The sequence below is a fragment of the Myxococcus guangdongensis genome (assembly GCF_024198255.1).
In the GTDB taxonomy this organism is placed as follows: Bacteria; Myxococcota; Myxococcia; order Myxococcales; family Myxococcaceae; genus Myxococcus; species Myxococcus guangdongensis.
Genome location: NZ_JAJVKW010000013.1, coordinates 20884 through 42429 on the forward strand (window position 1 = coordinate 20884; position 21546 = coordinate 42429).

Below are 21546 nucleotides of genomic sequence, written 5' to 3' on the forward strand. Positions count from 1 at the left end.
GAGGATACTCACGAACCTGCGCCCTAACGCCCATCCACCCAGTAGCGATAGCCATTGACCCGGAAGGGCACGCCGAGTTCCGCGCAAAGCTCCGCGATGACCTCCGGGGTGAAGAAGTAGTTGCGCACCCGGACGATGCGCTCGCCGTCCGTCTCCACGGTCATCACGGTGCGAACCAGCGGTCCCTCGTCGTGGTCGTACCAGAAGAGCAGGATGGGTGAGCCGCGATGCGTGCGGACTTCGCAGCGAGGGCTGGTGGACAGATACCCTTCGAGCAGTTGCGGCGGGACACCGCCCCGCTCGTCGAAGGTGATGGGCGCGAGCGTTCCGGCGAAGGAGCCGGTGTCCGGATTCTTCGGTGCGTCCTGGCCGTACTCGGTGACGACGCCGACGATCTCCACGCTGGCGCTGTCGAGCAACAGGTCCGTCAGTCGCTCCAGGTCCCGCGCATTGAACGCCGCACAGAACGCGTCCAGCGCCGCGGGCGCGGGGGTTCGAGTCACAGGCTCTTCCGGCGCCGCCAACAGGCCCCTTCCCCGATGGAGCGCGGACTTCACCGCGCCCACCGTCGTCGAGAGCGCATCCGCGATCTCCTGGAGCGAGAAGTCGAACACATCCTTGAGCACCACCGCGGCCCGCTCCTGCGGGGACAGCCGCACCAGCAAGGAGCCAGCGGCCTCGCGCGGTGCACGAGGGTCCGGCTCCGTCGCCCCCTCCACGGGCGCCTCGAAGGCGAACTCCAGACGCATGCGCCGCATGCGGTCCACCCAGAGGTTCGACGCCACCCGGAAGATCCACGCGCGCGGATTCGGCAGCGTCATGAACACCGTCCCGAGCGTCACGAACGCCCGGGCGAGCGTGTCCTGCACCAGGTCCTCCGCGTCCCACGGGCTGCGCGTGAGGTGGCGGCAGTAGCGATAGAGCTCGGGACGCATCGGCTCGAAGACGTCGAGGAACCGATGCCAGGACGACTGCACCTCGTCGCTCAGCGCGTTGATGTCGGGGGGCGACTTGCTCACGGTGTCAGCGGCTCATAGCACAGGACCACCAGGCCCTGGCCGAGCTGGGTCGTCCGCACCAGCTTCAGCTTCTGTCGACCTTCGAGGTCCTTGAAGAGCGGGGTGCCTCCCCCGAGGAGCACCGGATGGACGATGAGCCGATACTCATCGACGAGTCGGAGCCGGGTGAGCGTCGCGACGAGCCCCGCGCCGGCCCACGCCACCATCGGCTTGCCAGGTTGACGCTTCAGCGCGGTGAGCTCCTCGGCGATGTTCTCCTGGAGGATGCGGGTGTTGTTCCACGCGGCATGCTCGAGCGTCCGAGACAGCACGACCTTCGGCAGCGCGTTCATCTTGCGGGCGAAGGCGAGGTCCTGGGGAGAGCGGGGGTTCAGCTCCGCGTTCGGCCAGTAGGCGAGCATCTCCTCGTACGAGCGCCGGCCGTACAGCGCCAGGCCCACCGAGTCGATCATCTCCTCGCAGTACTGCTCGAACTGGGGGTTGCCGTCCTCGAACCAATCGAGCCGCCCTTCGGAGTCCGCGATGAAGCCGTCGAGCGAGACAACCATGGAGACGAAAAGGCGGCGATGGGTGGGTTCTTGGGTTGTCATCCCCGGAAGACGAACCCGCGCTCCAGAAGGATACTCCCCCTCGTGAAACGGGCTGTTTCGCGAGCATCGGCCGGGCTACCCTGGCGCGATGCGAAGCACCGACCTCGACCTCTACGCGCCGATTCCACGCGGGCATCGCGTCCGCCTGATGGGCCTGAAGCGCCCAGGCAGCTTCCTGGTGGGCCCCGTCGACGCCACCCTCGTCATCGACCTCACCACCGGCACGTACTACATCCCCCACGCGCTGTTCTCCGACTTCCAGACCTGCACCTCGCCCGAGATGCTCGACGCGCTGATCCACGCGGGCAAATGGAGCATCACCCTGAACTACGAAGGGGAAGTGCTCGCCTCCGCGGTGACCCTCAAGGACGCGGGCAAGTACAACTACGCCATGACCCGACTGTTCGTCACCCCGTGAGCCTCTGACGACGGGGCCTGGCTCAGCGCAGCGTCAGTCCCAGCCGCCGGGCCAGGAAGGACTGCATCACGTCGGCCGCGGCCTGGGTGTATTCATCCGTCATGCGACCATGAAGGTAGAAGGACATCCGGAGGCTCGCGGTGCCGAACTCCACCGCCAGCGCCGCGATGTCCGGTGACCCCTTCGGGATGTCGATGCCGTGCACCGCGAGCAGGCCGCGCGCGAGCGTGCCCAGGCGCGCGATGGTGGACTCGAACGCGCGGAAGCTCACATCCGAGACCGGCCCGCTCAGCAGGACGACCTGCGCCGCCGGATGCGTGCGGTAGAACTCCGCCGCCTCGTGGACCATGCGCGTGAGCGGCTCCTGCCAGTCCTTGGCCCCCAGGAGGCGCCTGGCATAGCGCGTCAGGTGCGCCTCCAGCGCCGCCAGCTGGCGCTCCGCCAGCTCGTTGAGCAGCGCCTGCGGGGTCGGAAAGAACTTGTAGATGGTCGACCGCGGGTACTCGAGCCGCTCGGCCAGCGTCGGGATGGAGAAGGCCGAGAGCCCGGACTCGAGCAGCAGCGCCTCCGCCGCCTGGAGCACGGCATCCACCCGGACCTTGGCGCGCTGCTGCTGCGGCTTGCGCGCCACGAAGTCGGGGTTGGGGGCGGATTGACGCGCATCGTCAGCCATGGCTCGTGACTCCATTGCGTTCGTCGCGGACGCAAAGTCGGCGGAGCTGGTTCTTCCACGCCGGGGTTCGCTCGACAACCCAGCGGTGGCAGCCGAGTCGCGCCGTGGACTCGCCCCCCGGACGCACACTCACCCAGCCCTGACTTTCGCCAAATGCCAATAAGCGACAGATGTCGCCTACGGCACTTTCGCGACAAATGTCCCTTATTGGCGACAAATGTGAACTAGTCTCATACCGAGCGTGCGCCTCGAAAACTGACGTCTTCGAGCACATGCCCATCCGGTCGGACCGCGACCCCATCCGACCGACCCACAGACAGACAGGAGGAGGGACGTCATGGCGGCACGTCTGATTCGAAGCGGTCTCGTCGCGATGTGTTTCGTATTTGCCGGCAGTCCACCGGCGGCAGCGCAATCGGACCTGCTCGGCAGCAAGCGTGGCGGGCACTACTGGTTCGAGTTCTGTTCGGGCAAGTCGGATGCGACGCTCCTACCGGCGGATCCACGCTCCCTCGTGACGCCGACGTCGAACAAGCACGTCGTCTTCAACGTGGGGTGGAACTCGTGCATGAACCGCACGCCGCAGACGTGTGGCGAGCTGCGGTCGGTCAACGCGGCGGGAGGGCGACTGCTCGGCGGAAACGGAGACCCGGATGCCGGCTGGGAGTTCAGCGGCCATTCCGCCTGGAGCCTCTGGTCGATGCCGGCGTCCCAATACAACGCGCTGTGGCTGAGGTGGGGCCTGCCGTTCCGCCCCTCCGACTTCGACAACCTCGTCGCCGAGCGTTACGGCGTCCCGCTCGGTCAGCAGCGCAATCCGTATCCCCTCCCGTTCGAGGATCCAAACCGCACGAACGGTGGCTCCGGCCAGTTGCCGATGGCCTTGACGCAGACACGCAACGCCGACGGCTCGTGGAGCGGACAGATTGGCGTCACGTGTTCGGTCTGTCACAGCGGCCAGATTGGCAAGCCGAGCGACGGCGCGGGCCTGGGGGCGTTGCACGGGACCAACGGCCTCACCGACGCGACCCTGTTCCTGGGCGAGCTCGGAGGCCTCAACCCCGCCTTCACCATCGCCTCCCTGAACCGCATCCGAGGCACGGGCAACATCACCAACTTCCAGCTCTTCGCCCTGCTCACCATCTTCGACCCCGATGGGACGATTCCCGGCGTCATCCTCAATCCGAGCATCTGGGCGGCCGGCTCGACGGGCACGGAGGACCCACCGAACTGGTGGAACCTCGGGCACCGGCCGGTGAAGTTCTACGACGCCGGGATGAGCAGCGACGCCACGCGCATCGAGCTGTCGTGGTACATGCCGGGCGCCGCGTTGCCCACCTACCAGGGCGGCTACGAGTGGATCCTCGAGAACGAGTACCAGGCGAACACCTGGATGCTCGGCCTGAAGTCGCCGGCCTACCCGCTGCCGGTCAACGCGACGCTCGCGCAGCAGGGGTCGGTCCTGTTCCACACGCTCGACCTGTGGGCCACGAACCGCAACAACCCGGTCGCGAAGCCGCAGCAGGCCGGCAACGGCTCATGCGCGAGCTGCCATGGCGCCTACGCGCCACGCTACGTGAACGACCCCAGCTTCCTCGCCACGCCCCTGTTCGAGGGCATGGCCGCCAACGTCACGCCCATCCACATCATCGACACCGATGACGCCCGGATGCACGCCAACGACGGCGCCGTCGAGACCCAGGCCAAGTACAGCTTCTACGGGTACAACGGTCAGGAGGGCTGCGCCGAGAAGTACAACATGATCGGCTACCTCGCGCAGCCGCTCTACGGTATCTGGGCGTCCGGTCCCTACTTCCACAACGGCTCGGTGCCCGACCTCTGGAGCCTGCTCAAGTCGTCGGAGCGCCCGCGCATCTGGCGCCGCAAGTCGAAGCCGTCGCGGTTCGGCGTCGTGATGGGCTTCGAGACCGACCTCACGAAGGGCTATGACCAGACCAAGGTCGGGTGGAAGTACGACTCGATTCCGTGCAGCTACCTGACCTTCTCGCCGTTCAACCACTGCAACCCGTGGGACCCGAACGAGACGCCGCTCATCGAGGGTGGGCTGTCGCTGCTGTATGGCAACGGCGCGCTGGCCTGGAACCTCCTCGGCAGCATCGTGGCCCCGACCTTCTCGAACTCGGACATCGAGGACCGGAAGATCTACAACACCCGGATGTTCAGCCAGTCGAACTCGGGCCACACGTTCACCGACGTGCTGACCGACGCGGAGCGCACCGCGCTCATCGAGTACATGAAGACGCTGTGAGCCCTCCGCTGGAGCGTGGCGGGGATTCGCTCGCCACGCTCCGGCGCGCTCCATCGGCGTGGGTGACGACTCCACCCAAGTCGCTCACCAGGTGATCAACGGAGAGCGATGGAGCCACGTATCGCCTCGCACCTGATCCAGGACGAACCTGGCGACAGCGGCTCGCGAGATGGTTCCTCCCTGGAAGCTGGAGAGGTCCGTGAGCGCGCGGACCGTGCGTCGCTCCGACTTGTCGTTGAGGATGGACGGGCGAACGAGCACCCAGTCGAGCCCACTCTCCCGGACGATGGCCTCCTGCCGGTCCTTGTCTGCGTACACCTTGAGCAGGAGCAGCGGGAAGAGCAGGTGGTCGAAGACGAAGCCGCCGTGCCCCACACTCTCACCGGCGCCCATCCCCGTGATGCTGACCAGCCGTGAGACGTGCTCGGCCTTCATCGCGCTCACGAGCGCGCGCGTCGCGGCCGAGAGCAAGGTGACCTCGCGGAAGGGGTTGGCGGGTGTGCCGAGCGCGCTGATGACGGCGTCACGACCCTCGAGCGCCTGACGAAGGGCCTCCTCGCCGCGGGCGTCTCCGACGATGAGCTTCGCCCCCGCGAGGTCGCTCGCCTTCGCGGCGGAGCGCACGAGCACGCAGACATCGTACCCTCGTGACACCGCCTCGCGGACGATCAGGCGGCCGGTGCCACCGGTCGCGCCAAGGACCAGGAGCCTGGGCTGCGCGGACTGGCGGGTGTTGGTTTCAGAAGCTTGCATGGTTGTGACCTCGAGAGGGTGGGACGCCTCCTCAGAAGCCGCCCCGAGTTGGTGGTGCTGTTCAGAGCCGGCCTTCGGCGAGCAGCTCGCGTGTCCGCTTCAGCGTCGACAGCAAGGCGCTCTTGTAGCCCTTGTCGCCGCCCATCCATTCGTCCTTGATGGTGACATCGTTATTCATGAAGTAGGCGTGGCGCAGGAGGGTGGCACCAAACCCCATCTGCTCCATCATGAGTTCGACGGCGACCCTGCCCGCAGAGTGCGGCACGTTCACGTAGCGGCCTTGTGAATCACCGAGAGGTAGACGATTCGCAGGGTGCCCGCCTTGCGAGCGAGGTTGAACGCGATGAGTGCCTGCGTGAGTTCATCTGGCACCACAGCGCTGAGCAGGCCGAGCGTGGAGACACCCGAGAGGGCGCTCCGCAGCGAGTCGATGTCGAGCAGGTCTCCCCCGCCCAACGGTGACGCCTGTCGGAAAGCGAGCCTTGGCGGGGTCCCGGACAAGGGTCCTAACATCGACGCCAGCACACCCATAACTGCAGTGTGCTCAGCCTCAATCGTCACAGCATGGAGAGCTCCTTCTGCGTCGGCCCGCTCGCCTCGATTTTCTCGGCAACATGAAATCACTTTTGCGTCTCAACTGGCTTCGACATTCCGACTAGGGTCCACCACGACTACTACCCCGGACATGATCCCCCGCCACGTCGCTCGGCAGGACGGTTACAGCCAAACGAGTTCGTTGGCCACCTTGCCCTGGCTGGGCGAAAACCATCCGCCGCACTTGGCCGCGGCACTACGTCTCCTGCCTCCCGGCACAGCCGCAGGACGCAGCTGACCGTCACATGTCTAAGAACCTCTAACAAAAGTCAGGATAGAGGCGACGAAGGAGCATGCGGAAACAGCTCAGGACAAGGAATCCGTAATAAACGTCGTCCGTGCGCTCATCTCGAACACGGAGACAGCGGAGCTGATTCTTCCAGGCAAAAGTGCGCTCCACCCCAGCGGAAACGACCCAGACACTCGTTGGATTCGCTCCTCGGCCTCGCGATGCGAGGAGAGATGCCGCGCAGCCGGAGGCGCCATCGGATCTGCGTGGAGGCATACGCCTTGTCGCCGTGAAGCGTCCTGGGACATCTCTGTCGCTGACCCGAGGGCATCTTCACCCGCGGTACGGAGTCGACGAGTGGGAAGAGTTCGTGCCTGTCGTGCACGCTAGCGGCCGTCACGGACTCGGTAAGCGGCAAGCCCTGGACGTCTACGAGAAGATGATACTGGCTACCCGCCTTCGCTCTATCCGTCGGATTTGGGCCCGTGGGGGCCTCCTTTTTGACGCCCTGACGGAGGAAGAGTCGATGCTGGCCCGAGAGAAGTCTACCTTGCCATGTAGGCCCAGTTCGTCCAGCAGACGAACTTGAAGTTCTTCCCACACTCTGGCCCGCGTCCACTCCCCAAGGCGGCGTCAGGCTGCCATGCCACACAATCCGAACTGCTTGCGGGGCAACATCTCCCACGGGATGCCGCTCTTGAGACCGAAGACGATGGCATCCAAGGCGGCCCGGTGGACCGCTCGTGGACGCCCCATCCTCCTCTTGGAACGAAGCGGAGGCAGCAAGGGCGCTACGCGCTGCCATAATGCATCAGGGACGAGTTCACGAGCCATCCTCTCAACCTGCGGATGGCCCTTGCAAACAACCAGCCCAGCCTTGGCCTTTGTTTGGGGCTGTAATTTCCAGCAGTGGAAACCCGCACATACGACAGGCATTCGTCATGGACGGTCCCTACAATGGAGCCCGTCGCAACTCCTCCAGAACCAGACATTATTCGCTCATCCCAGAGAGCAAGTCTCGACGATCGCGTCAAGCAAGCCCTGCGCTAAAACCCTTCATCCACAGCCGAACAGCCGCCATCCAAAGACAAGCACTCAGACTGCGGCGCCACACTACGCCGCAGCGTCAAGTCAAGATCAAAGTCATCCCAGAAGAGTCGACCTGTATCGAGCCAACGAAGCGAGGTAGTCATCTTACCGTCCAATCGCAGGGTCCACGTCTGACCATCTCGGGCAACAACCTCGTAAGACATACTCTGACTATTCGAACCATGCCTGAGCTCAATCTGGCGGCTACGAAAATGCACTTGAACTTCGCGCCCCTCTGACTCGTGATGCCAGACGCCCTCCAAATGGCGAGCCGCATCCCATCCAGAGTCTGCGTCGAGGCCTGCAAGTGCTTGTCGAATATCTTTTCGCACGGACTCTCCCGTTCCAGAGGCAAAAATGGAGTGTCGCAAGGGAAGGACATGCGCCAAGCAGTGAACGGCTCCTTGCGCCTCCGCTGCCGCCGTGGCCTCTACGTACGCAAACTCTGTCCCGAAGCCATAGGTCTTCTCGATGATCTTGCGCGCCTCTCGCTGGACATCGAGTAGATAGTCCGAGTACCGAGGGAGCACGACACTACGGTTTCCTTCAGGTGTCACGCGGACAAGAGCATTGAGCACCGTGGGATAGTATAAGCCATGCTCACCCTCACGAGGGAAAAGCGCCGGAACGCGAACCACTTCGTAGCCTCGACTGCGGAGGGTTACTTCGTTCTGGTGCATGGCAACTGATGCCTCGACAATTAGCGCCCGCATGACGTCGCCGAGTTGGCCCCAATGTGGTCGTAAAACTTCCACATCGGGGTCAAACCACGACAAAAACACCTTTCTGCCAGGCCCAGGAAGAGCAAACATATCAACATGCTTAATGACGGGCCCAGGCAGCGGATGCAGAAAGAGCGTTTCCTTGCACTGATAGATGTCGCGGAGCGCACGGTCCAGATCTCCAGCGCCGCGAGCATTCACTGCAACAAGATCGGATGTGGTGAGGCAGCGCCCATCAAACAATCGAACAAGATTTCCACCATCGAGGCGATAGTCGACTGAAATCACCTCACGTGGCGGGATAGCATATGCTGCAAATGCTATCTCAGCGGACGACTGATCATCAACATCTCGACGAAACGCAGCCTTATCCGCCAGAGCATCTGCATATTCACCTAAAAGCCCAAGTAGGTTTCTGCCATTTTCCTCATTCTCATGCTGTTGCTGGCGCAAGGCTGCACGAATTCTCCCAATGAATATATTCCGAGCTGTCTCTTCATCCAGATCCACTTCGCTAGATTCAGACGCTTGATGATTCGGCTCGCCATCATCCACACCATCGAGTTCGTCGGCTGCCACAGCATCATCGCTCGAGGAGCGCAGCTTAGCCGACATTAATGCCTCAGCGAGTTCCAGTCGCATCTTATTGGCAGTGGCCCGCTTCGCGGTGAGCTGCCGCTCAAGGCGTATGTCATCATAGCGAGCATCCAGAATGATCAGTGAGTCAGCGCTGGTAGCAACATGCGGCCCATAGTCTCGAACCCATGGCCCCTCATGTCGAACAAAAGCAATCCGGATGGTCTCGTTCTCCAAAAAATCACACAAACCCTTCAGGCGAGCACACTCGCGGTGGAGCTGGAATTTGCCCTCCTGATCCGTGACCAAGAGGAGCACAGGGCCATGGCGTGCTGCTTGAACCGCTATGTTCAATTGGATGAACCGCACCTTTGACGCAGAGTCCGACTCCCCCAGAGCAAGCACGACGACGCCTGGAGCTTGATGCTCATCAAACACCGACAACACATGACTGCGATAAGAGCCACAACCCGCAAACAGAAACCCTAGCCACGAGAGAAAGAGAACTTCCTGCGCGCGTTTCATTTCTGCTGCACTTTCTGCTCACGCCCAATATACATCAACGCATGAGCGATTACCTTCTTGATCTCACCATTGCGCTCCGTTTCATAGAGCTGCCCGAGGCGCTGGGCACTTTCAATGGACCGTAACATGCCCAGTGCGAGAACACTGTAGCAGCGAACCTCGCCTACTTCGGTCACATTCTCTGCCGCACCAAGCAGAGAAGCCGCAGCTGCTTGCACTCTATTCATTCCAAGCTGAAAAGCGGCAAAATGCCTAGCCACTTCATATACCCTACGGGATGTGAGCCAAGAGACAAGAGTAGATTGAAAACACTCGCGCTTTTCGTTCGGGAGCTCGGCGGCGAGCTGCGCAAGATATTGATGGACCGGGTAGACATACGGACGGCGCCTACACGACTCCGCGTCATTCCTGAGTATACGCTGCAGCAGATATCGCGCAACAAGATAGGCCTCATGTCTAGCCAAAGGAAGAGCAGGGAGCGAGACATCATTGTATCGCTCAAACTCCTCAGCAGCATGCTGATCCAACTCATGCTCGGAGCATGTATTTAGGTAGTCGAGTGTCTCGTCGGCCAGCGAAAGAGGATGAACACGCATCGTCTCCATGAGACTTGGATCAAGGTGCTCGTGCCATTCCACGGCTATTCGCTGAATGGCGTCAACTATAGAAGACCGACTACTAGGCGTTTGCAGGTCGACACCGAGCCAGTTTTGGAGCACCTGGGGGAGATGGCCTCGAAGCACCACCGCATCCCCCTCTCGAGGCACGTCTCTTGGGACAGGGGCGTCGGCAAAGGTCCCGTGTTCGCCGCTCCACTGCCGCCGATAGAGCCTTAGGCCCCAGCTGCCGAGCTGCCCCCAATAATAGGTGTGACTCGTGAAGTTACCGTGGGTATGGCCAGCCCCCGCATTAAGCTGAAGTACGCCTCCTAGGCCAGCCGACATAGATGCCTGCAGCGCCTGTTTGTGCGTGTGGCCGCATAGAATGATGTGCGGTCGAGGGCGGAGCATCTGCAGTTCCACTTCACCATCGATTAGCCATTCAGGGGGATGATGCTGAAGCACTAGCAGCAGAGCATTCTTTGGCACGCCGTCAAGCGCTGAATTGAGCTGCACTCGACCCAAGGCGAGATTCTCCGGGGCGTCGGAATCGTCAAACGAAAGCAGCGCACTATTGAACCCCACAGCGACAACCGGCTGATCAAAACTTCTGCAACGCACATGGCTAACCCAGCTCAATGGAAGCTCTTGTTCTTTTAGGCCTTTGAATTGCACGTAATGCCGAAACTTGGTCGCAAGCTGAAGCAATGCATCTGGCTGTGACAGTGCATCGTCGAGCCTTTCCGTATTACTCCGCAGACTCGAGTGAAGAGTCTCCATCACGAAGTTTCGGTGCACAGTCGTGCGATCGAGATCGTGGTTTCCAGGGACGACCAGCATTTGGCTAGGTGCAATGCGCAGCACTTCCAGGAGCTTCGTAAGCCACTTGTTCGCTAGGTTGTAGTCCTCTTCCTGCCCTGCAAAGGCAACGTCACCCGTCACTATGAGCAAGTCAGGTGGGCCAAGGACATCTCGTTGTGCCGCCGCGTCAGCAATGAGTTCGCGTGTGACGGCAACGTGATTCGCAGCATCGCGCCCTCGACCTGCACGAAAGTGCAGATCGGAGACGTGCATCCACGTGAGCCCGTCGGCCATGGCTTACCCCCGAGGCGTCGTCGCGCCGGCTATCGTCGGCGTGCACTGACGGGATGTTCTGCTGCGCGTACGTTCTGCGCGATAGCACTACAAACCAACCGTTCAATAGACAACAAGCGAAAGAGCGAGAGATTCGATGCCTCCTCTGGGCAGGCGAACCGAGTTGGTCACCTCTCCCAGGAAGCTCCACAGGCTTGATAGGACTCGGAGCAGGGCCTTCCGCACCTGGGTATCTGACATGCCCAGGTCTTTTCGGACCACGTGAAGATTGAGAAGATGCCGTCTTCAGGGACAACAGAGGCAGGCGGTGAAGAAGAGTCGGTTCAGCGAAGAGCAGATGGTCGCGATTCTGCGCGAAGCGGAGCGGTCGTCCGTGCCGGAGACCGCGAAGAAGCACGGGGTGAGTGAGCCGACGCCCTACGCGTGGCGCAAGCGCTTCGGCGGCATGGACGCCAACGACACGAAGCGGCTGAAGCAGTTGGAGGCGGAGAATGCTCGACTGAAGAAGCTGCTGGCTGAACGGGACTTGGACATCGAGGTGCAGCCCCCGTCCGCGTCCTGCAGCGGGACCCAACCAGGTGTGGGCCTACGACGTCGTCTTCGACGGCTGTGCCAACAGGCAGCAGCTCAAGTGCCTCACCGTGGTGGACGAGTGGACACGTGAATGTCTCGCCATCGACGTCGCCGGCGCCATCCGCTCCAGACGGGTCGTGGAGGTGCTGTCGAAGCTGGTGAGCCAGCGAGGGGCGCTGCGGCACCTGCGCAGCGACAACGGGCCGGAGTTCGTCTCGTCGGACATCCTGCGGTGGGCCGAGGAGGCAGGCATCGAACTGGCCCACATCGCACCCGGCAAGCCCTGGCAGAACGGCACCGATGAGAGCTTCAACGGGCGCTTGCGCGACGAGTGCCACAGCATGGAGTGGTTTCGCTCTCGCGGTGACGCGAAAGCAGTCATCGAGACGTGGCGACAGCACTACAACCAGGTCCGTCCTCACTCGAGCATGGGCTACCTCACCCCTCTGGAATCTAGACGGCAGTGCGAAGCAGTGGTACCCAACCCCTCCCGGTCGGCTCGTCTCTCGTAATCAGTGGTCCGAAGGCTCCAGACAGGTCATATCCGCCCGACAGCGGGCGTTCTGTGGGCACACCACTTCCTCTACAAGCCGGTCGCCGTGTCGATCCGGAGTGACTGGAGCTACACCGGTCTCTTTGAGACCCAGTGGTGTAGCCCTCATTTCACTCGGACAGGTCGCTAACGCATAGGACTAGCCTAGGAATGGATACGAAGACACTTGAAGTGGAGGCCGGTGCCGTCCAGCTTCTGATGAATGGCATGGATACGCTCGGAGAGATGGGAATCCTCTTTGGCCCGCATTGAGGCGGGCCTTCCCCTCCAGGCGTAGTAACTGGCCTCGGTGACGCTCAGTGGCCGGCACATCGTCGACACCGCACGCTCGACTTGCTTCTCACTCACGAAGCGGAACGCTTCTTAGGCGTCCCGATGCCTTCCTGCGCGAACCATGCCGCGACTTTGAGAGGATGTCGCGCTCCTCACGCAGAACCTTCACCTCGCGCCGCAACCGGGCCAGTTCCTGCTTTTCGTCCGTTGTCAGTCCATCTTGGCGAGCGCCCTCGTCCAGCTCGCTCTGACGCACCCAATTGCACACTGTCGTGTCCGAGACGTGGACTCCTCGGACAGACTGCTCGTCGTTCGTCCCGCATTCGCCACCTCGACGACTCGCGCTTTGAACTCCGGCGGGAATGGATTCTTCGGCAGTGTTGGGTCCTTCTCCCACAGTTGAGCGGACTCAACGAATCTGATACAGCTCCATTGGCGAGAGCGTTTCCCCGCGTAGGAGCGAAGAAGGCGCGCACAGGAAGCGGAGCATCCGAAATTACGTTCACCAGGTAATCAATGGAGCGAGATGCAACCACGCATCTCCTCTCACCTGGTCCAAGACGAACGTCGCGACATCCGCTCGCGAGATGCTTCCTCCGTGGAAGCTGGAGAGGTCCGTGAGCGCGCGGACAGTCCCGCGCCCCGGCTTGTTGTTGAGGACGGACGGGCGAACGAGCACCCAGTCGAGCCCACTCTCCCGGACGATGGCCTCCTGCCGATCCTTGTCTGCGTACACCTTGAGCAGGAGCAGCGGGAAGAGCAGGTAGTCGAAGAGCAAGCCGCCGTGCCCGGCACTATCACCCGCGCCCATCCCCGTGATGCTGACCAGCCGTGATACCTGCTCGGCCTTCATCGCGCTCACGAGCGAGCGCGTGGCGGATGAGAGCAAGGAAACCTCGCGGAAGGGGCTGGCGGGTGTGCCGAGCGAACTGATGACGGCGTCACGGCCCTCAAGCGCCTGACGCAGGACCTTCTCGTCGCGGGCGTCTCCGACGATGAGCTTCGCGCCCTGGAGAGCACTCGCCTTCTCGGCGGAGCGCACGAGCACGGAGACGTCATACCCTCGCGCCACCGCGTCGCTGACCATCAGGCGGCCAGTGCCGCCGGTCCCGCCAAGGACCAGGAGCCTGGGCTGCGCGGACTGGCGGGTGTTGGTTTCAGAAGCCTGCATGGTTGTGACCTCGAGAGGGTGGGACGCCTCCTGAGAAGCCGTCCCGAGTTGGTGGTGCTGTTCAGAGCCGGCCTTCGGCGAGCAGCTCGCGTGTCTGCTTCAGCGTCGACAGCAAGGCGCTCTTGTAGCCCTTGTCGCCGCTCATCCACTCCTGCTCGGCCCGCTCCTCGGGGCCGTTCGGCGCGTGGCCTCGCAGGCCGAGGTAGCAATAGAAGCGCAGCTGGAGCGCGCCGTCGGCGTCCTCGAACAGCTCGTTGATGATGGCACCCTCGCGCGGGCCCGTGGCCTGGAAGAAGGTGACCTTGCGCTGCGGCTCGAACGTGATGATTTCGCGCAGCTCGGCGCCCGCGATCGTGGCTTCACGCACGATGTGAGAGGCGCTCTCCTCGACGACGTCGCAACGGGTGCAGAGACCGGGCGGGAGGAACAGCCGCGCGTCGCGGGCCTTGAGGACCAGGCCCTTCCAGGCCTGCTCGCGGGTGAGATGGGGCTCGCCTTCGGGGTTCACCGGGATGGTGGCGGACGCATAGATCATGAGGGTCTTCCTTCTCGTGAGGGTGGGGTGTCACTCAGCCCGCCGATAGCAGGAGGGACTGGGAATCACGCCGGTTCGGGCTGCGAGCCCCCGATAACCTACCGTTTCAGATTCGGACCGCCAGACGCTATTCTTGGACGAGTCGTCTCACTGGCGGAACACCCCATGGACCTGCTCGCTCTCGCTGATTTCAATCTCGTCGCCCGACACGGGGGCTTTGGACGGGCCGCGCGCGCGGCGGGGCGCCCGAAGGCGACCCTGTCCCGCCGGGTGGCGGAACTCGAAGCGGAGCTCGACCTGCGGCTGTTCGAGCGCGGAGCGCGCACGCTGAAGCTCACCGAGGAGGGCCGGGCGCTGTTCGAACGAACAGGGGCCCTGCTGACCGAGCTCGATGAGACGGCTGCGGAGATCGCCTCAGGTGGGGACACGCCGAGAGGCAGGCTGCGCATCAGCGCGCCGTTGCTCTTCTCGCAGACCGCGATGGGGAAGCTCGCGGCCGGGTTCGCGCTGAAACATCCGGACGTCCAGCTCGAGGTCACCGCGGAGGACCGGGCCGTCGACCTGATTGAGGAAGGTTATGACCTGGCCATTCGTGTCAATCCGGATCCAGATGAGCGATGGGTGGGCCGCAGCTTCCTGCGCGACCGGCTGGTGGTCGTCGCGAGCCCGAAGCTCGTCAGGCCTCCCAAGCAGCTCGCTGTCGCCGCCGTCGTCCGTGGCGGGGGCGACGGCAGTGCCGCCTGGAATGTCGTGACACGCACTGGAAAGTCACGCATCGCGATCCAGCCCGTCCTTCGCCTCTCGTCGCTCATCATGGTCCGCGATGCGGTCCGCGCGGGTGTCGGCGCCGCACGCCTGCCCATTTCACTGGTGAGTCACGACCTGGCCGCCGGAAGGCTGGTGCACTGGGGTGATGTCGAGGGACCCGACATCACGCTGTGGACGCTCTACCCCTCGCGGCGGCTGTTGAGCGCGCGTGTCTCCGCCTTCCTCGATTACTTGAAGGCAGCCTTTCCCGAGGGGAAGCCTGACGAGCTGGCCGCCTACATCGGCGGATGAGTTGCCTGGATGGGTTCAGACGGCCCACCCGTCGGCGCGCGAGGCTGGGAGCGGGTCGCCCCCCAGAAGAGCGCCGCCCCCGCGAGGCTGAGCGCCACGGCGACCCACGCCGGCGCCAGATAGCCATACCCCGCCGCGAGCACCAGGCTCCCCAGCCACGCCCCGGCGGCGTTGGCCATGTTCAACGCGGAATGCGACATGGACGCGGCCAACGAGGGCGCATCCGGCGACGCCTCCATCAGCCGCACCTGGACGGCGGGCCCCAGGAGCGACGCGGTGAAGCCGATGAGGAACACCAACGGCACCGCCGCCCAGAGCGACGTCGCCAGCAGCGCGAACAGCACCATCACCAGCGTCACGCCACCAAACCCGCTCCACATCGCGAGCGTCACCGAGCGGTCCGTGAGCTTCCCGCCCCAGAGCGTGCCCGCCGTCATGCCCATGCCGAAGAGCGCGAGCACCAGCGGCAACGCGGACTCGGGCAGCCCCGCCACGCGAGTCATCGTGGGCGCGATGTAGCTGTAGACGGCGAAGAGCCCGCCGAAGCCCACGGCGCCCACCACCACCGTCCACCACACCTGGGGCCGCTTGAGGGCGCCCAGTTCCTGGCGCACGCTGGAGCCCCCCAGCGACGCCACGTGCGGCACCCAGCGCCAGAGGGCAATGAGCGTCACCACCCCGATGGCGCCCACCAGCAGGTACGTGCTGCGCCACCCCAGCCGCTGCCCCAGGAAGGTGGCCAACGGAACCCCGATGATGTTCGCCACGGTGAGCCCGGCCATGAGCAGCGCCACCGCGCGCCCCTTCTTCCCCGGCCCCAAGAGCGCCGCGCCCACCACGGAGCCCACGCCGAAGTACGCGCCGTGAGGCAGCCCCGCGACGAACCGGGCCAGGATGAGCGTGTCGAGGGTGGGCGCCAACGCGGACGCCGCGTTGCCCACGGTGAACGCCACCATCAGGAGCAGCAGCAGCGACCGGCGTGACATGCGCGCCGTCGCGATGGCCACCAGCGGCGCCCCCACGACGACGCCCAACGCGTAGGCCGCGATGACGTAGCCGGCCTTGGGAATCGTCGTGCCCAGGCCGGTGGCGATGAGCGGGAGGATGCCCATGGAGGCGAACTCGGTCGTACCGATGCCAAAGCCGCCCATGGACAGGGCCAGGAGGGCCCACGCGGCTGCGTCCTGCTTCTTCACGATGTCTCCGCTCGAAGGGAGGCCGGCCTTGTCTTCATGCCGGCAACCCTGCACGACTCGGCATGCCTCCGCCGGACTCGGCACATGTCTAACGAAATGGCCTGACTCGGCAACACGCAATGCCGAATCGGGAAAGCACCGAGAACCATGGCCACCACGAGCGGCACACTTCCGACAGGCTCAGAAGAGGCTGACCTTCTGATACAGCCCGTAGCCCGCGTCTCGCTTCATCCACAGGAACCGGCGCCCCTCCGTGACGCCGTCCGAGGTGACCTGGAGCGTGTGGTCCGTCCCCTTCTCCAGGCACTCGACCAACCAACCGTCTCCGAGGAGCTTGCAGTCCAGCGCCTCGACCGAGGGGCTTCGGACCGCCCAGTCACCGGCCTCCGCGAGTCCCTCCCAGTCCATGACCTCCCGGCGGGCCAGCAACTTCGCATCGCCGATTCCCGTCAGACGGACAGTCTCCTGGATGGAGGGCGTCAGGCGCGCGGTGAACGCCTTGAAGTTCTTCGCCTGGAGCAACTGCTGCAGCTCGGCAATCCTGGCGTGGACCTGCTTCTTCTCCTCGTCGCTCCACGCGATCTTCTTGCCGGTCCGCCAGAGAGGCGGCTTCAGGCCCTTGGGCGCGGTGAAGACGAGCGGGGTCTTCACCTGGATGTCCCCGACGTCGGAGTAGGTCTCCGTCATCGCCAGGTCCTTCCCCACCTTCACCGAGAGCGTCTGCAGCTTCCCCTGGACCGTCTCCGAATCGCCGTCGACTTCCACCCGGAGCGTGTTCTCCCCAGGCACCACGAAGTGCTGGATGGGGAAGCCTCGCCGAATCTCGGGTTCCTGCTCCTCCTCCGGGCTGCCCACGCGATGCTGGTAGACGGGGATGTCGTTCACGAACAGCCGGAGCCGCGCTTGCGGCGGGTAGGTGAACTCCACGACGAACTGGTCGGGAATCTTGCCCGCGGGCTTGGACTTGAGCCGCACCTGCGCATGCGCCGCGTCCACGAACGCGAGCCCCCACAACAGAAGCATGAAGCCCGCGCTCTTCGACAGCCACTGACCCGCGCTCACGAACGACCTCCATGACTCACACCCAAGATGGGAGTCGAGGATACCAGCTCGAAGCCGGGCCAGAGAACCCGGCCGTGCTCACCGCTCAGCCATACAGCTCGCTCAGCGGTCCCTGCGCGATGCGCGTGCTGCCCTCCTGCCCGAAGGTGTTGAAGTCCGCGTCTCCGAACGCGTGGCCGAGCGTGTTGAAGAGGTTGGAGACCTGCCGGTTCCGGGCCGCGTCGAACTTCGGGTAGACGACCGTGCGACCGTCCGTCTTCAGGCCCAGCGCGTTGCCACCCACCACGAGCTTCGGCCACTCCCGCGACGTCGAGTGGTGCTGCTCGCCGTTGTCGGACATGAAGACGATGGCGGTGTGGTCCAGCATCGAGCCGCTCGCGCCGACCTCGGGCGTGGCGGCCAGCGTCCGCGCCAGGTTGGCGACGAGCTGCACGTGGCGCCGGGTCACCTCGGCGACGCGGTCCCAGTTCTGCCCCGCGTCCAGGCCGTGCTGCAGATTGTGTCGCGCGACGTCGGCCACGTCCGCGCCGTAGGCGACGTCGAAGCCCGAGGTCCCCGTCGCCAGCACCACCGTGTTCGTCAGCCCGCCCAGCAGCGACGCCGTGGCGATCTGGAACTGCGCCTCGAACCACTTCAGCGAGTCGGGCGGTGAGCCCGCGCCGGTGATGAGCGGGTTGTCCTTCGGCGCCGGCGGCAGGTAGGGCCGTACGCGGTCCGCCATGCCACCGAGCTGGTCCTCCCGCGTGCGCAGCGACTCGAGCGACGCGAGGTAGCGCTCCAGCTTCAGCCGCTCGTTCGAGTTGCCCCTGAACTCCGCCAACGCCTTGCGCGAGTCGGCCAGCGCGAAGTCGAAGAGCATCTTGCGATCTCTCCCGTTCGTCGAGCCGCCCAGCAGCGAGCCGAAGGTGCTGTCGAACGCGAGCGACGGGTTGACGATGATGCCCGCGGGCTTGCGGGGCCCGAGCGCGCACGTCTCATAGACAATCGACACGCGCGCGGAGCTGGTGCCCAGGCGCAGCACGTCGAACGGTGCCCCCCGGCGCAGGCGCGGCGCAATCACCGCGTCGAAGGTCGCGCCCGCGCCGTTCACCGCGCAGCTCAAGGCCCCCGTCCCGCTGGAGTGACCTCCACCCGCGATGAGGCTCGAGAGCCCCAGCAGCACGGCGGAGCGATTCACCAGGTCGAGGTTCCCGGAAGACGACGCCAACGGCCCCAGACAGGCCGCGGTGGCCAGGTTGTCGCCCTCGCGCACCAGCGGCGTGTCCTTGTACGCATCCCAGAAGATGCGGTCGGTGGTGGTGGCGCGCCCCCCCAGCGCCGTGCGGGTGCCCGCGCTCAGGAGCGCGCGCGGGTAGACACCATTGCACTCGAGGACCAGCACCAGGCGCGCCGGCGGCTTGGACGTCTGGGCGTGGACCTCATGGAAGTAGGGCGCGAAGAGGCCGGCGGCCATGCCCTTCAGGACGGTTCGTCGCGAGAACATGGCGGTCACTCTCCAGCCCGCGGCACGCGCCGCGTCTTCCAGGTGTCACTGGTCATCAGCGTGGTCAGCATCTTGGAGAACGAGCCGTTGTTCGCGTCGTAGGCCTGCTCCATCTGCGTCAGCGTGCAGGCGTCGCTCGCGTTCTCCGGGCGGCCCATGAAGTAGCGGAAGGTCTGTCTCAGGAAGCAGCGCTTCACGTGCCGCGAGGTCGCCAGGCGCTCGCTCAACTCCACCGCGTCTCTCACCGGGCCGTCCAGCGCGGGGTCCGGCATCGCCGTGAGCGTCGAGCTCCCGTCCGGCGTCGTCCACCCTCCACTCGGGGAGTGGTCCCTGGCGCGCAGGAAGCCCGCGTGGTTGTAGATTTCGAACGGCAGGCCGAGCGGCTCCATCAGGCGGTGGCAGCCCTGACACTGCGCGCCGGCGGTCGCCTCCTGCAGACGGCGGCGCGCGTTCTTGTCGGGAGCGTGAGCGCCGACCTGCGCCGCCACCTGCACGCTGCTGAGCGGCGGGACGAAGCCGCACAGGAGGTTCTCGCGCACCCACTTGCCGCGGTGGACGATGGACGGGTCGTCCTCGAAGTTGCCGCCGTGCGAGGCCAGCCACACCGGGTGGGTCAGCACGCCCGCGCGCTCGGTGGCGGGCAGCGTCTTCCAGCGGCCCGCGATGGTCGCCGGCAGGACTTCGCTGACGTTGTAGGGGTGCGACAGGCCCTTGTGCGAGTCGTATGCCGCGTTCTGCATCGAGGGCACGTAGAAGGTGCGCGTGGTGAGCAGGTTCGCCAGCACGTCCTTGTCCTCGACGACCACCCGGGCAATCAGGTCGTCGAACTGCTGGATGAAGGTCGGCTCCAGCGGATGGAAGTTGGTGAGCAGGTTGTCGTAGGAGACGGCGCTGATGTAGCCGAGCCCCTCGATTTCGAAGCGCGACGTCGCCGCCGGGGACTCCTTGAACACCGCGGACACGTGCCCATAGCCGAGCCACTCGCGGAAGAAGCCCGCGACGCCGTCACCCAGCCAGTACTGTCCGCGCTTGCCGCGCTGCTCCTCGTTGTAGTCCTGCACCAGGTCGAAGCGCGGAGTGCCGTTCTGGTGGGCGTCCACGCCGCCCAGGTATTTCTTGATGAGGGCAGTGGTCGTCGCATCCTGCGCGAGCGAGCCATCCTTCGCGGCGGTGGCCACGTCCGCCAGGTGCCCCTCCAGGGGCGCGGAGTAGTGCGGCCACACGAAGCTCGGCGTGGCCGAGGGCGCACGTCCTCCCAGCGCATAGGCCAGCTGCGAGCCCAGCTCGAGGCCGGTCAGCGTCACGCGGCCGTCGGCCGGCTCGCCGCCCATCTCGCGGCGGAACATGGCGCCGGTCATCATCCACGCGGCGTTGGAGATGCGCGTGATGGAGTCCGCGCGGATGGCCGCGGACTTGCTCGGCTCCTGCGCGATGACCTCGGTGGCGAAGGCGGTGAGGCGGGTGAGCTCATCCTCGGTGGGCGGGCGGAAGAACACGCCGAACTCGAGCATCTGGCCCAGGTGGAAGCGCTTGCAGGTGTCGCTCGGGTTCGCGTCGTTGAACATGCAGTTGAAGCGGCTGTTGGTGAAGACACGCTCCATCCGGTTTCCGTCCGGGTAGCTCATCGTCCACGGCGAGGCGGCCTCGCCGACGACCGGCAGGAAGAGCTCCACCGTGGCCTCGTCCAGCGTCTCGTCCGTGGCCCAGGAGCTGTACTGCTCGATGGCGCTGGGGTCGAGCGGGTTGTCGTAGAAGCTGAACCCCGTCCAGCTGCGCTCGACCGAGCCACCGACGTTGCGCGTGAACTCGCGCCGGTTCATGCGGCGGATGCGCGTCGGCGCATCCGAGCGCACGCCCTCGGTGCAGCTGAAGAGCGTGGACTGTTCGAGCAGGTTGGGCTCGGCCACCTCCGGCACGGGCGGGCCGCTGGTGCCCCCGCAGAGGGGCATCCCCTCCCCTATCCACGCCTCGAGCGCGGCGAGCTCCGCTGCGCTCGCGCGCTCATGGGGAGCGGGCGGCATCGGCGACGCGTCGTCGCGCATGCGGATGAGCGCGCGTTCGGCGTTGCTCAGACTCCCATCCCGCGTCGAGCTCACCCGCATGTCATGCAGGGTGCGCAGCGGCATCGTCGCCCCCTGCGCTGGCATCGCGCCGTGACAGCTGGCGCAACGCTCGGCGAGCACCGTCTGCACCACGCACGCGGACGCCAGGCCCCCATCGGGCCCACCTCCACCATCGGGGTCCCCTGGGTTGTTGGGGCCTGCGTCGGGGGTGTCGTTGGGCCCGTTGGAGGAGCCCTTGCACGCAACGAGGCTCAACAGTCCAGCCAGCAGGAGGACTCGTTTCATCCGGTCAGACTGGCACGAACGACAGGTGGGATATCAAGCAGACCCTGCGAAACGCGGCCGTATCCGGGAGGCACATGCGTCCTCACCCGACGCATCCGCGTTCGCGTCGAACGCACCCTGGAGCGCCGAGACTCGGTTTCGC

At 64.8% G+C, this 21546-nt stretch carries 19 protein-coding genes and 1 pseudogene; 4 read left to right on the forward strand and 16 right to left on the reverse strand.

Features of this window, described 5'->3' with window-relative positions:
- Positions 1-23: 23 nt before the first annotated feature.
- On the reverse strand, positions 24-1019 hold the full coding sequence (locus tag LXT21_RS33035; protein ID WP_254042200.1) for an RNA polymerase sigma factor: 996 nt from the start codon (positions 1017-1019) through the stop codon (positions 24-26).
- Positions 1016-1567, reverse strand: a complete 552-nt coding sequence (locus LXT21_RS33040) for a dihydrofolate reductase family protein (protein ID WP_254042201.1) — start codon at positions 1565-1567, stop codon at positions 1016-1018. Before LXT21_RS33040 ends, LXT21_RS33035 begins: the two co-directional genes overlap by 4 nt.
- A gap of 130 nt (positions 1568-1697) precedes the next feature.
- Here LXT21_RS33040 and LXT21_RS33045 point away from each other — a divergent pair, with 130 nt between their 5' ends.
- The gene (locus LXT21_RS33045) at positions 1698-2027 is read left to right on the forward strand and encodes a hypothetical protein (protein ID WP_254042202.1); all 330 of its coding nucleotides are present in this window, start codon (positions 1698-1700) and stop codon (positions 2025-2027) included.
- A 22-nt stretch (positions 2028-2049) separates the two neighbouring features.
- On the opposite strand, the gene LXT21_RS33050 is transcribed toward LXT21_RS33045, so the two are convergent.
- Positions 2050-2700, reverse strand: a complete 651-nt coding sequence (locus tag LXT21_RS33050; protein WP_254042203.1) for a TetR/AcrR family transcriptional regulator — start codon at positions 2698-2700, stop codon at positions 2050-2052.
- A gap of 337 nt (positions 2701-3037) precedes the next feature.
- Between LXT21_RS33050 and LXT21_RS33060 the strand changes: the two genes are divergently transcribed.
- Positions 3038-4969, forward strand: coding sequence for a c-type cytochrome (locus LXT21_RS33060; RefSeq protein ID WP_254042204.1), 1932 nt, complete (start codon positions 3038-3040; stop codon positions 4967-4969).
- 84 nt (positions 4970-5053) lie between these two features.
- On the opposite strand, the gene LXT21_RS33065 is transcribed toward LXT21_RS33060, so the two are convergent.
- The 7 genes from LXT21_RS33065 to LXT21_RS33090 form a co-directional block, all read right to left on the reverse strand.
- Positions 5054-5722 (reverse strand): NAD(P)-dependent oxidoreductase, encoded by a 669-nt coding sequence (locus tag LXT21_RS33065; RefSeq protein WP_254042205.1) that lies wholly within the window; start codon positions 5720-5722, stop codon positions 5054-5056.
- 61 nt (positions 5723-5783) lie between these two features.
- Positions 5784-5993 carry a Rossmann-fold NAD(P)-binding domain-containing protein gene (locus LXT21_RS33070; RefSeq protein WP_254042206.1) on the reverse strand — a complete coding sequence of 70 codons (210 nt, stop codon included), beginning with the start codon at positions 5991-5993 and terminating at the stop codon, positions 5784-5786.
- Positions 5990-6178, reverse strand: coding sequence for a Rossmann-fold NAD(P)-binding domain-containing protein (locus LXT21_RS33075; protein WP_254042207.1), 189 nt, complete (start codon positions 6176-6178; stop codon positions 5990-5992). Before LXT21_RS33075 ends, LXT21_RS33070 begins: the two co-directional genes overlap by 4 nt.
- 482 nt (positions 6179-6660) lie before the next feature.
- Positions 6661-7230 carry a transposase gene (locus LXT21_RS45700; protein ID WP_407667078.1) on the reverse strand — a complete coding sequence of 190 codons (570 nt, stop codon included), beginning with the start codon at positions 7228-7230 and terminating at the stop codon, positions 6661-6663.
- Positions 7179-7481 carry a transposase gene (locus LXT21_RS45000; protein ID WP_323395261.1) on the reverse strand — a complete coding sequence of 101 codons (303 nt, stop codon included), beginning with the start codon at positions 7479-7481 and terminating at the stop codon, positions 7179-7181. The genes LXT21_RS45700 and LXT21_RS45000 overlap by 52 nt, the downstream gene beginning before the upstream one ends.
- Before the next feature lie 110 nt (positions 7482-7591).
- Complete coding sequence (locus LXT21_RS33085; protein ID WP_254042209.1) at positions 7592-9457, reverse strand: hypothetical protein; 1866 nt, start codon at positions 9455-9457, stop codon at positions 7592-7594.
- Complete coding sequence (locus LXT21_RS33090; protein WP_254042210.1) at positions 9454-11151, reverse strand: metallophosphoesterase family protein; 1698 nt, start codon at positions 11149-11151, stop codon at positions 9454-9456. Before LXT21_RS33090 ends, LXT21_RS33085 begins: the two co-directional genes overlap by 4 nt.
- 307 nt (positions 11152-11458) lie before the next feature.
- Between LXT21_RS33090 and LXT21_RS33095 the strand changes: the two are divergent.
- Positions 11459-12236: pseudogene (locus LXT21_RS33095) on the forward strand (IS3 family transposase).
- Positions 12237-13052: 816 nt separating this feature from the next.
- On the opposite strand, the gene LXT21_RS33100 reads toward LXT21_RS33095, so the two are convergent.
- Both LXT21_RS33100 and LXT21_RS33105 read right to left on the reverse strand, forming a co-directional pair.
- Complete coding sequence (locus LXT21_RS33100) at positions 13053-13721, reverse strand: NAD(P)-dependent oxidoreductase (RefSeq protein ID WP_254042211.1); 669 nt, start codon at positions 13719-13721, stop codon at positions 13053-13055.
- A gap of 61 nt (positions 13722-13782) precedes the next feature.
- A complete protein-coding gene (locus tag LXT21_RS33105; RefSeq protein WP_254042212.1) occupies positions 13783-14256 on the reverse strand; it encodes an SRPBCC family protein in 474 nt (157 codons plus the stop codon).
- Positions 14257-14421: 165 nt separating this feature from the next.
- Here LXT21_RS33105 and LXT21_RS33110 point away from each other — a divergent pair, with 165 nt between their 5' ends.
- Positions 14422-15315 (forward strand): LysR family transcriptional regulator, encoded by an 894-nt coding sequence (locus LXT21_RS33110; RefSeq protein WP_254042213.1) that lies wholly within the window; start codon positions 14422-14424, stop codon positions 15313-15315.
- Here LXT21_RS33110 and LXT21_RS33115 read toward each other — a convergent pair.
- The 4 genes from LXT21_RS33115 to LXT21_RS33130 form a co-directional block, all read right to left on the reverse strand.
- Entirely contained in the window at positions 15300-16511 is a 1212-nt protein-coding gene (locus LXT21_RS33115; RefSeq protein WP_254042214.1) for an MFS transporter, read from the reverse strand. The two genes, LXT21_RS33110 and LXT21_RS33115, sit on opposite strands and share 16 nt — an antisense overlap.
- Positions 16512-16691: 180 nt before the next feature.
- Entirely contained in the window at positions 16692-17573 is an 882-nt protein-coding gene (locus LXT21_RS33120) for a hypothetical protein (RefSeq protein ID WP_254042215.1), read from the reverse strand.
- A gap of 85 nt (positions 17574-17658) precedes the next feature.
- Positions 17659-19056 carry a DUF1552 domain-containing protein gene (locus LXT21_RS33125; protein ID WP_254042216.1) on the reverse strand — a complete coding sequence of 466 codons (1398 nt, stop codon included), beginning with the start codon at positions 19054-19056 and terminating at the stop codon, positions 17659-17661.
- A 5-nt stretch (positions 19057-19061) separates the two neighbouring features.
- A complete protein-coding gene (locus LXT21_RS33130; protein WP_254042217.1) occupies positions 19062-21404 on the reverse strand; it encodes a DUF1588 domain-containing protein in 2343 nt (780 codons plus the stop codon).
- Between the last annotated feature and the right edge of the window lie 142 nt (positions 21405-21546).

What these genes read in the sequence shown, in the direction of transcription:
- LXT21_RS33040 (WP_254042201.1), bottom strand. Translation starts at nt 1,567, where the DNA reads ATGGTTGTCTCGCTCGACGGCTTCATCGCGGACTCCGAAGGGCGGCTC.
- LXT21_RS33045 (WP_254042202.1), top strand. Translation starts at nt 1,698, where the DNA reads ATGCGAAGCACCGACCTCGACCTCTACGCGCCGATTCCACGCGGGCAT.
- LXT21_RS33050 (WP_254042203.1), bottom strand. Translation starts at nt 2,700, where the DNA reads ATGGCTGACGATGCGCGTCAATCCGCCCCCAACCCCGACTTCGTGGCG.
- LXT21_RS33060 (WP_254042204.1), top strand. Translation starts at nt 3,038, where the DNA reads ATGGCGGCACGTCTGATTCGAAGCGGTCTCGTCGCGATGTGTTTCGTA.
- LXT21_RS33065 (WP_254042205.1), bottom strand. Translation starts at nt 5,722, where the DNA reads ATGCAAGCTTCTGAAACCAACACCCGCCAGTCCGCGCAGCCCAGGCTC.
- LXT21_RS45000 (WP_323395261.1), bottom strand. Translation starts at nt 7,481, where the DNA reads ATGCCTGTCGTATGTGCGGGTTTCCACTGCTGGAAATTACAGCCCCAA.
- LXT21_RS33085 (WP_254042209.1), bottom strand. Translation starts at nt 9,457, where the DNA reads ATGAAACGCGCGCAGGAAGTTCTCTTTCTCTCGTGGCTAGGGTTTCTG.
- LXT21_RS33090 (WP_254042210.1), bottom strand. Translation starts at nt 11,151, where the DNA reads ATGGCCGACGGGCTCACGTGGATGCACGTCTCCGATCTGCACTTTCGT.
- LXT21_RS33100 (WP_254042211.1), bottom strand. Translation starts at nt 13,721, where the DNA reads ATGCAGGCTTCTGAAACCAACACCCGCCAGTCCGCGCAGCCCAGGCTC.
- LXT21_RS33105 (WP_254042212.1), bottom strand. Translation starts at nt 14,256, where the DNA reads ATGATCTATGCGTCCGCCACCATCCCGGTGAACCCCGAAGGCGAGCCC.
- LXT21_RS33110 (WP_254042213.1), top strand. Translation starts at nt 14,422, where the DNA reads ATGGACCTGCTCGCTCTCGCTGATTTCAATCTCGTCGCCCGACACGGG.
- LXT21_RS33125 (WP_254042216.1), bottom strand. Translation starts at nt 19,056, where the DNA reads ATGTTCTCGCGACGAACCGTCCTGAAGGGCATGGCCGCCGGCCTCTTC.
- LXT21_RS33130 (WP_254042217.1), bottom strand. Translation starts at nt 21,404, where the DNA reads ATGAAACGAGTCCTCCTGCTGGCTGGACTGTTGAGCCTCGTTGCGTGC.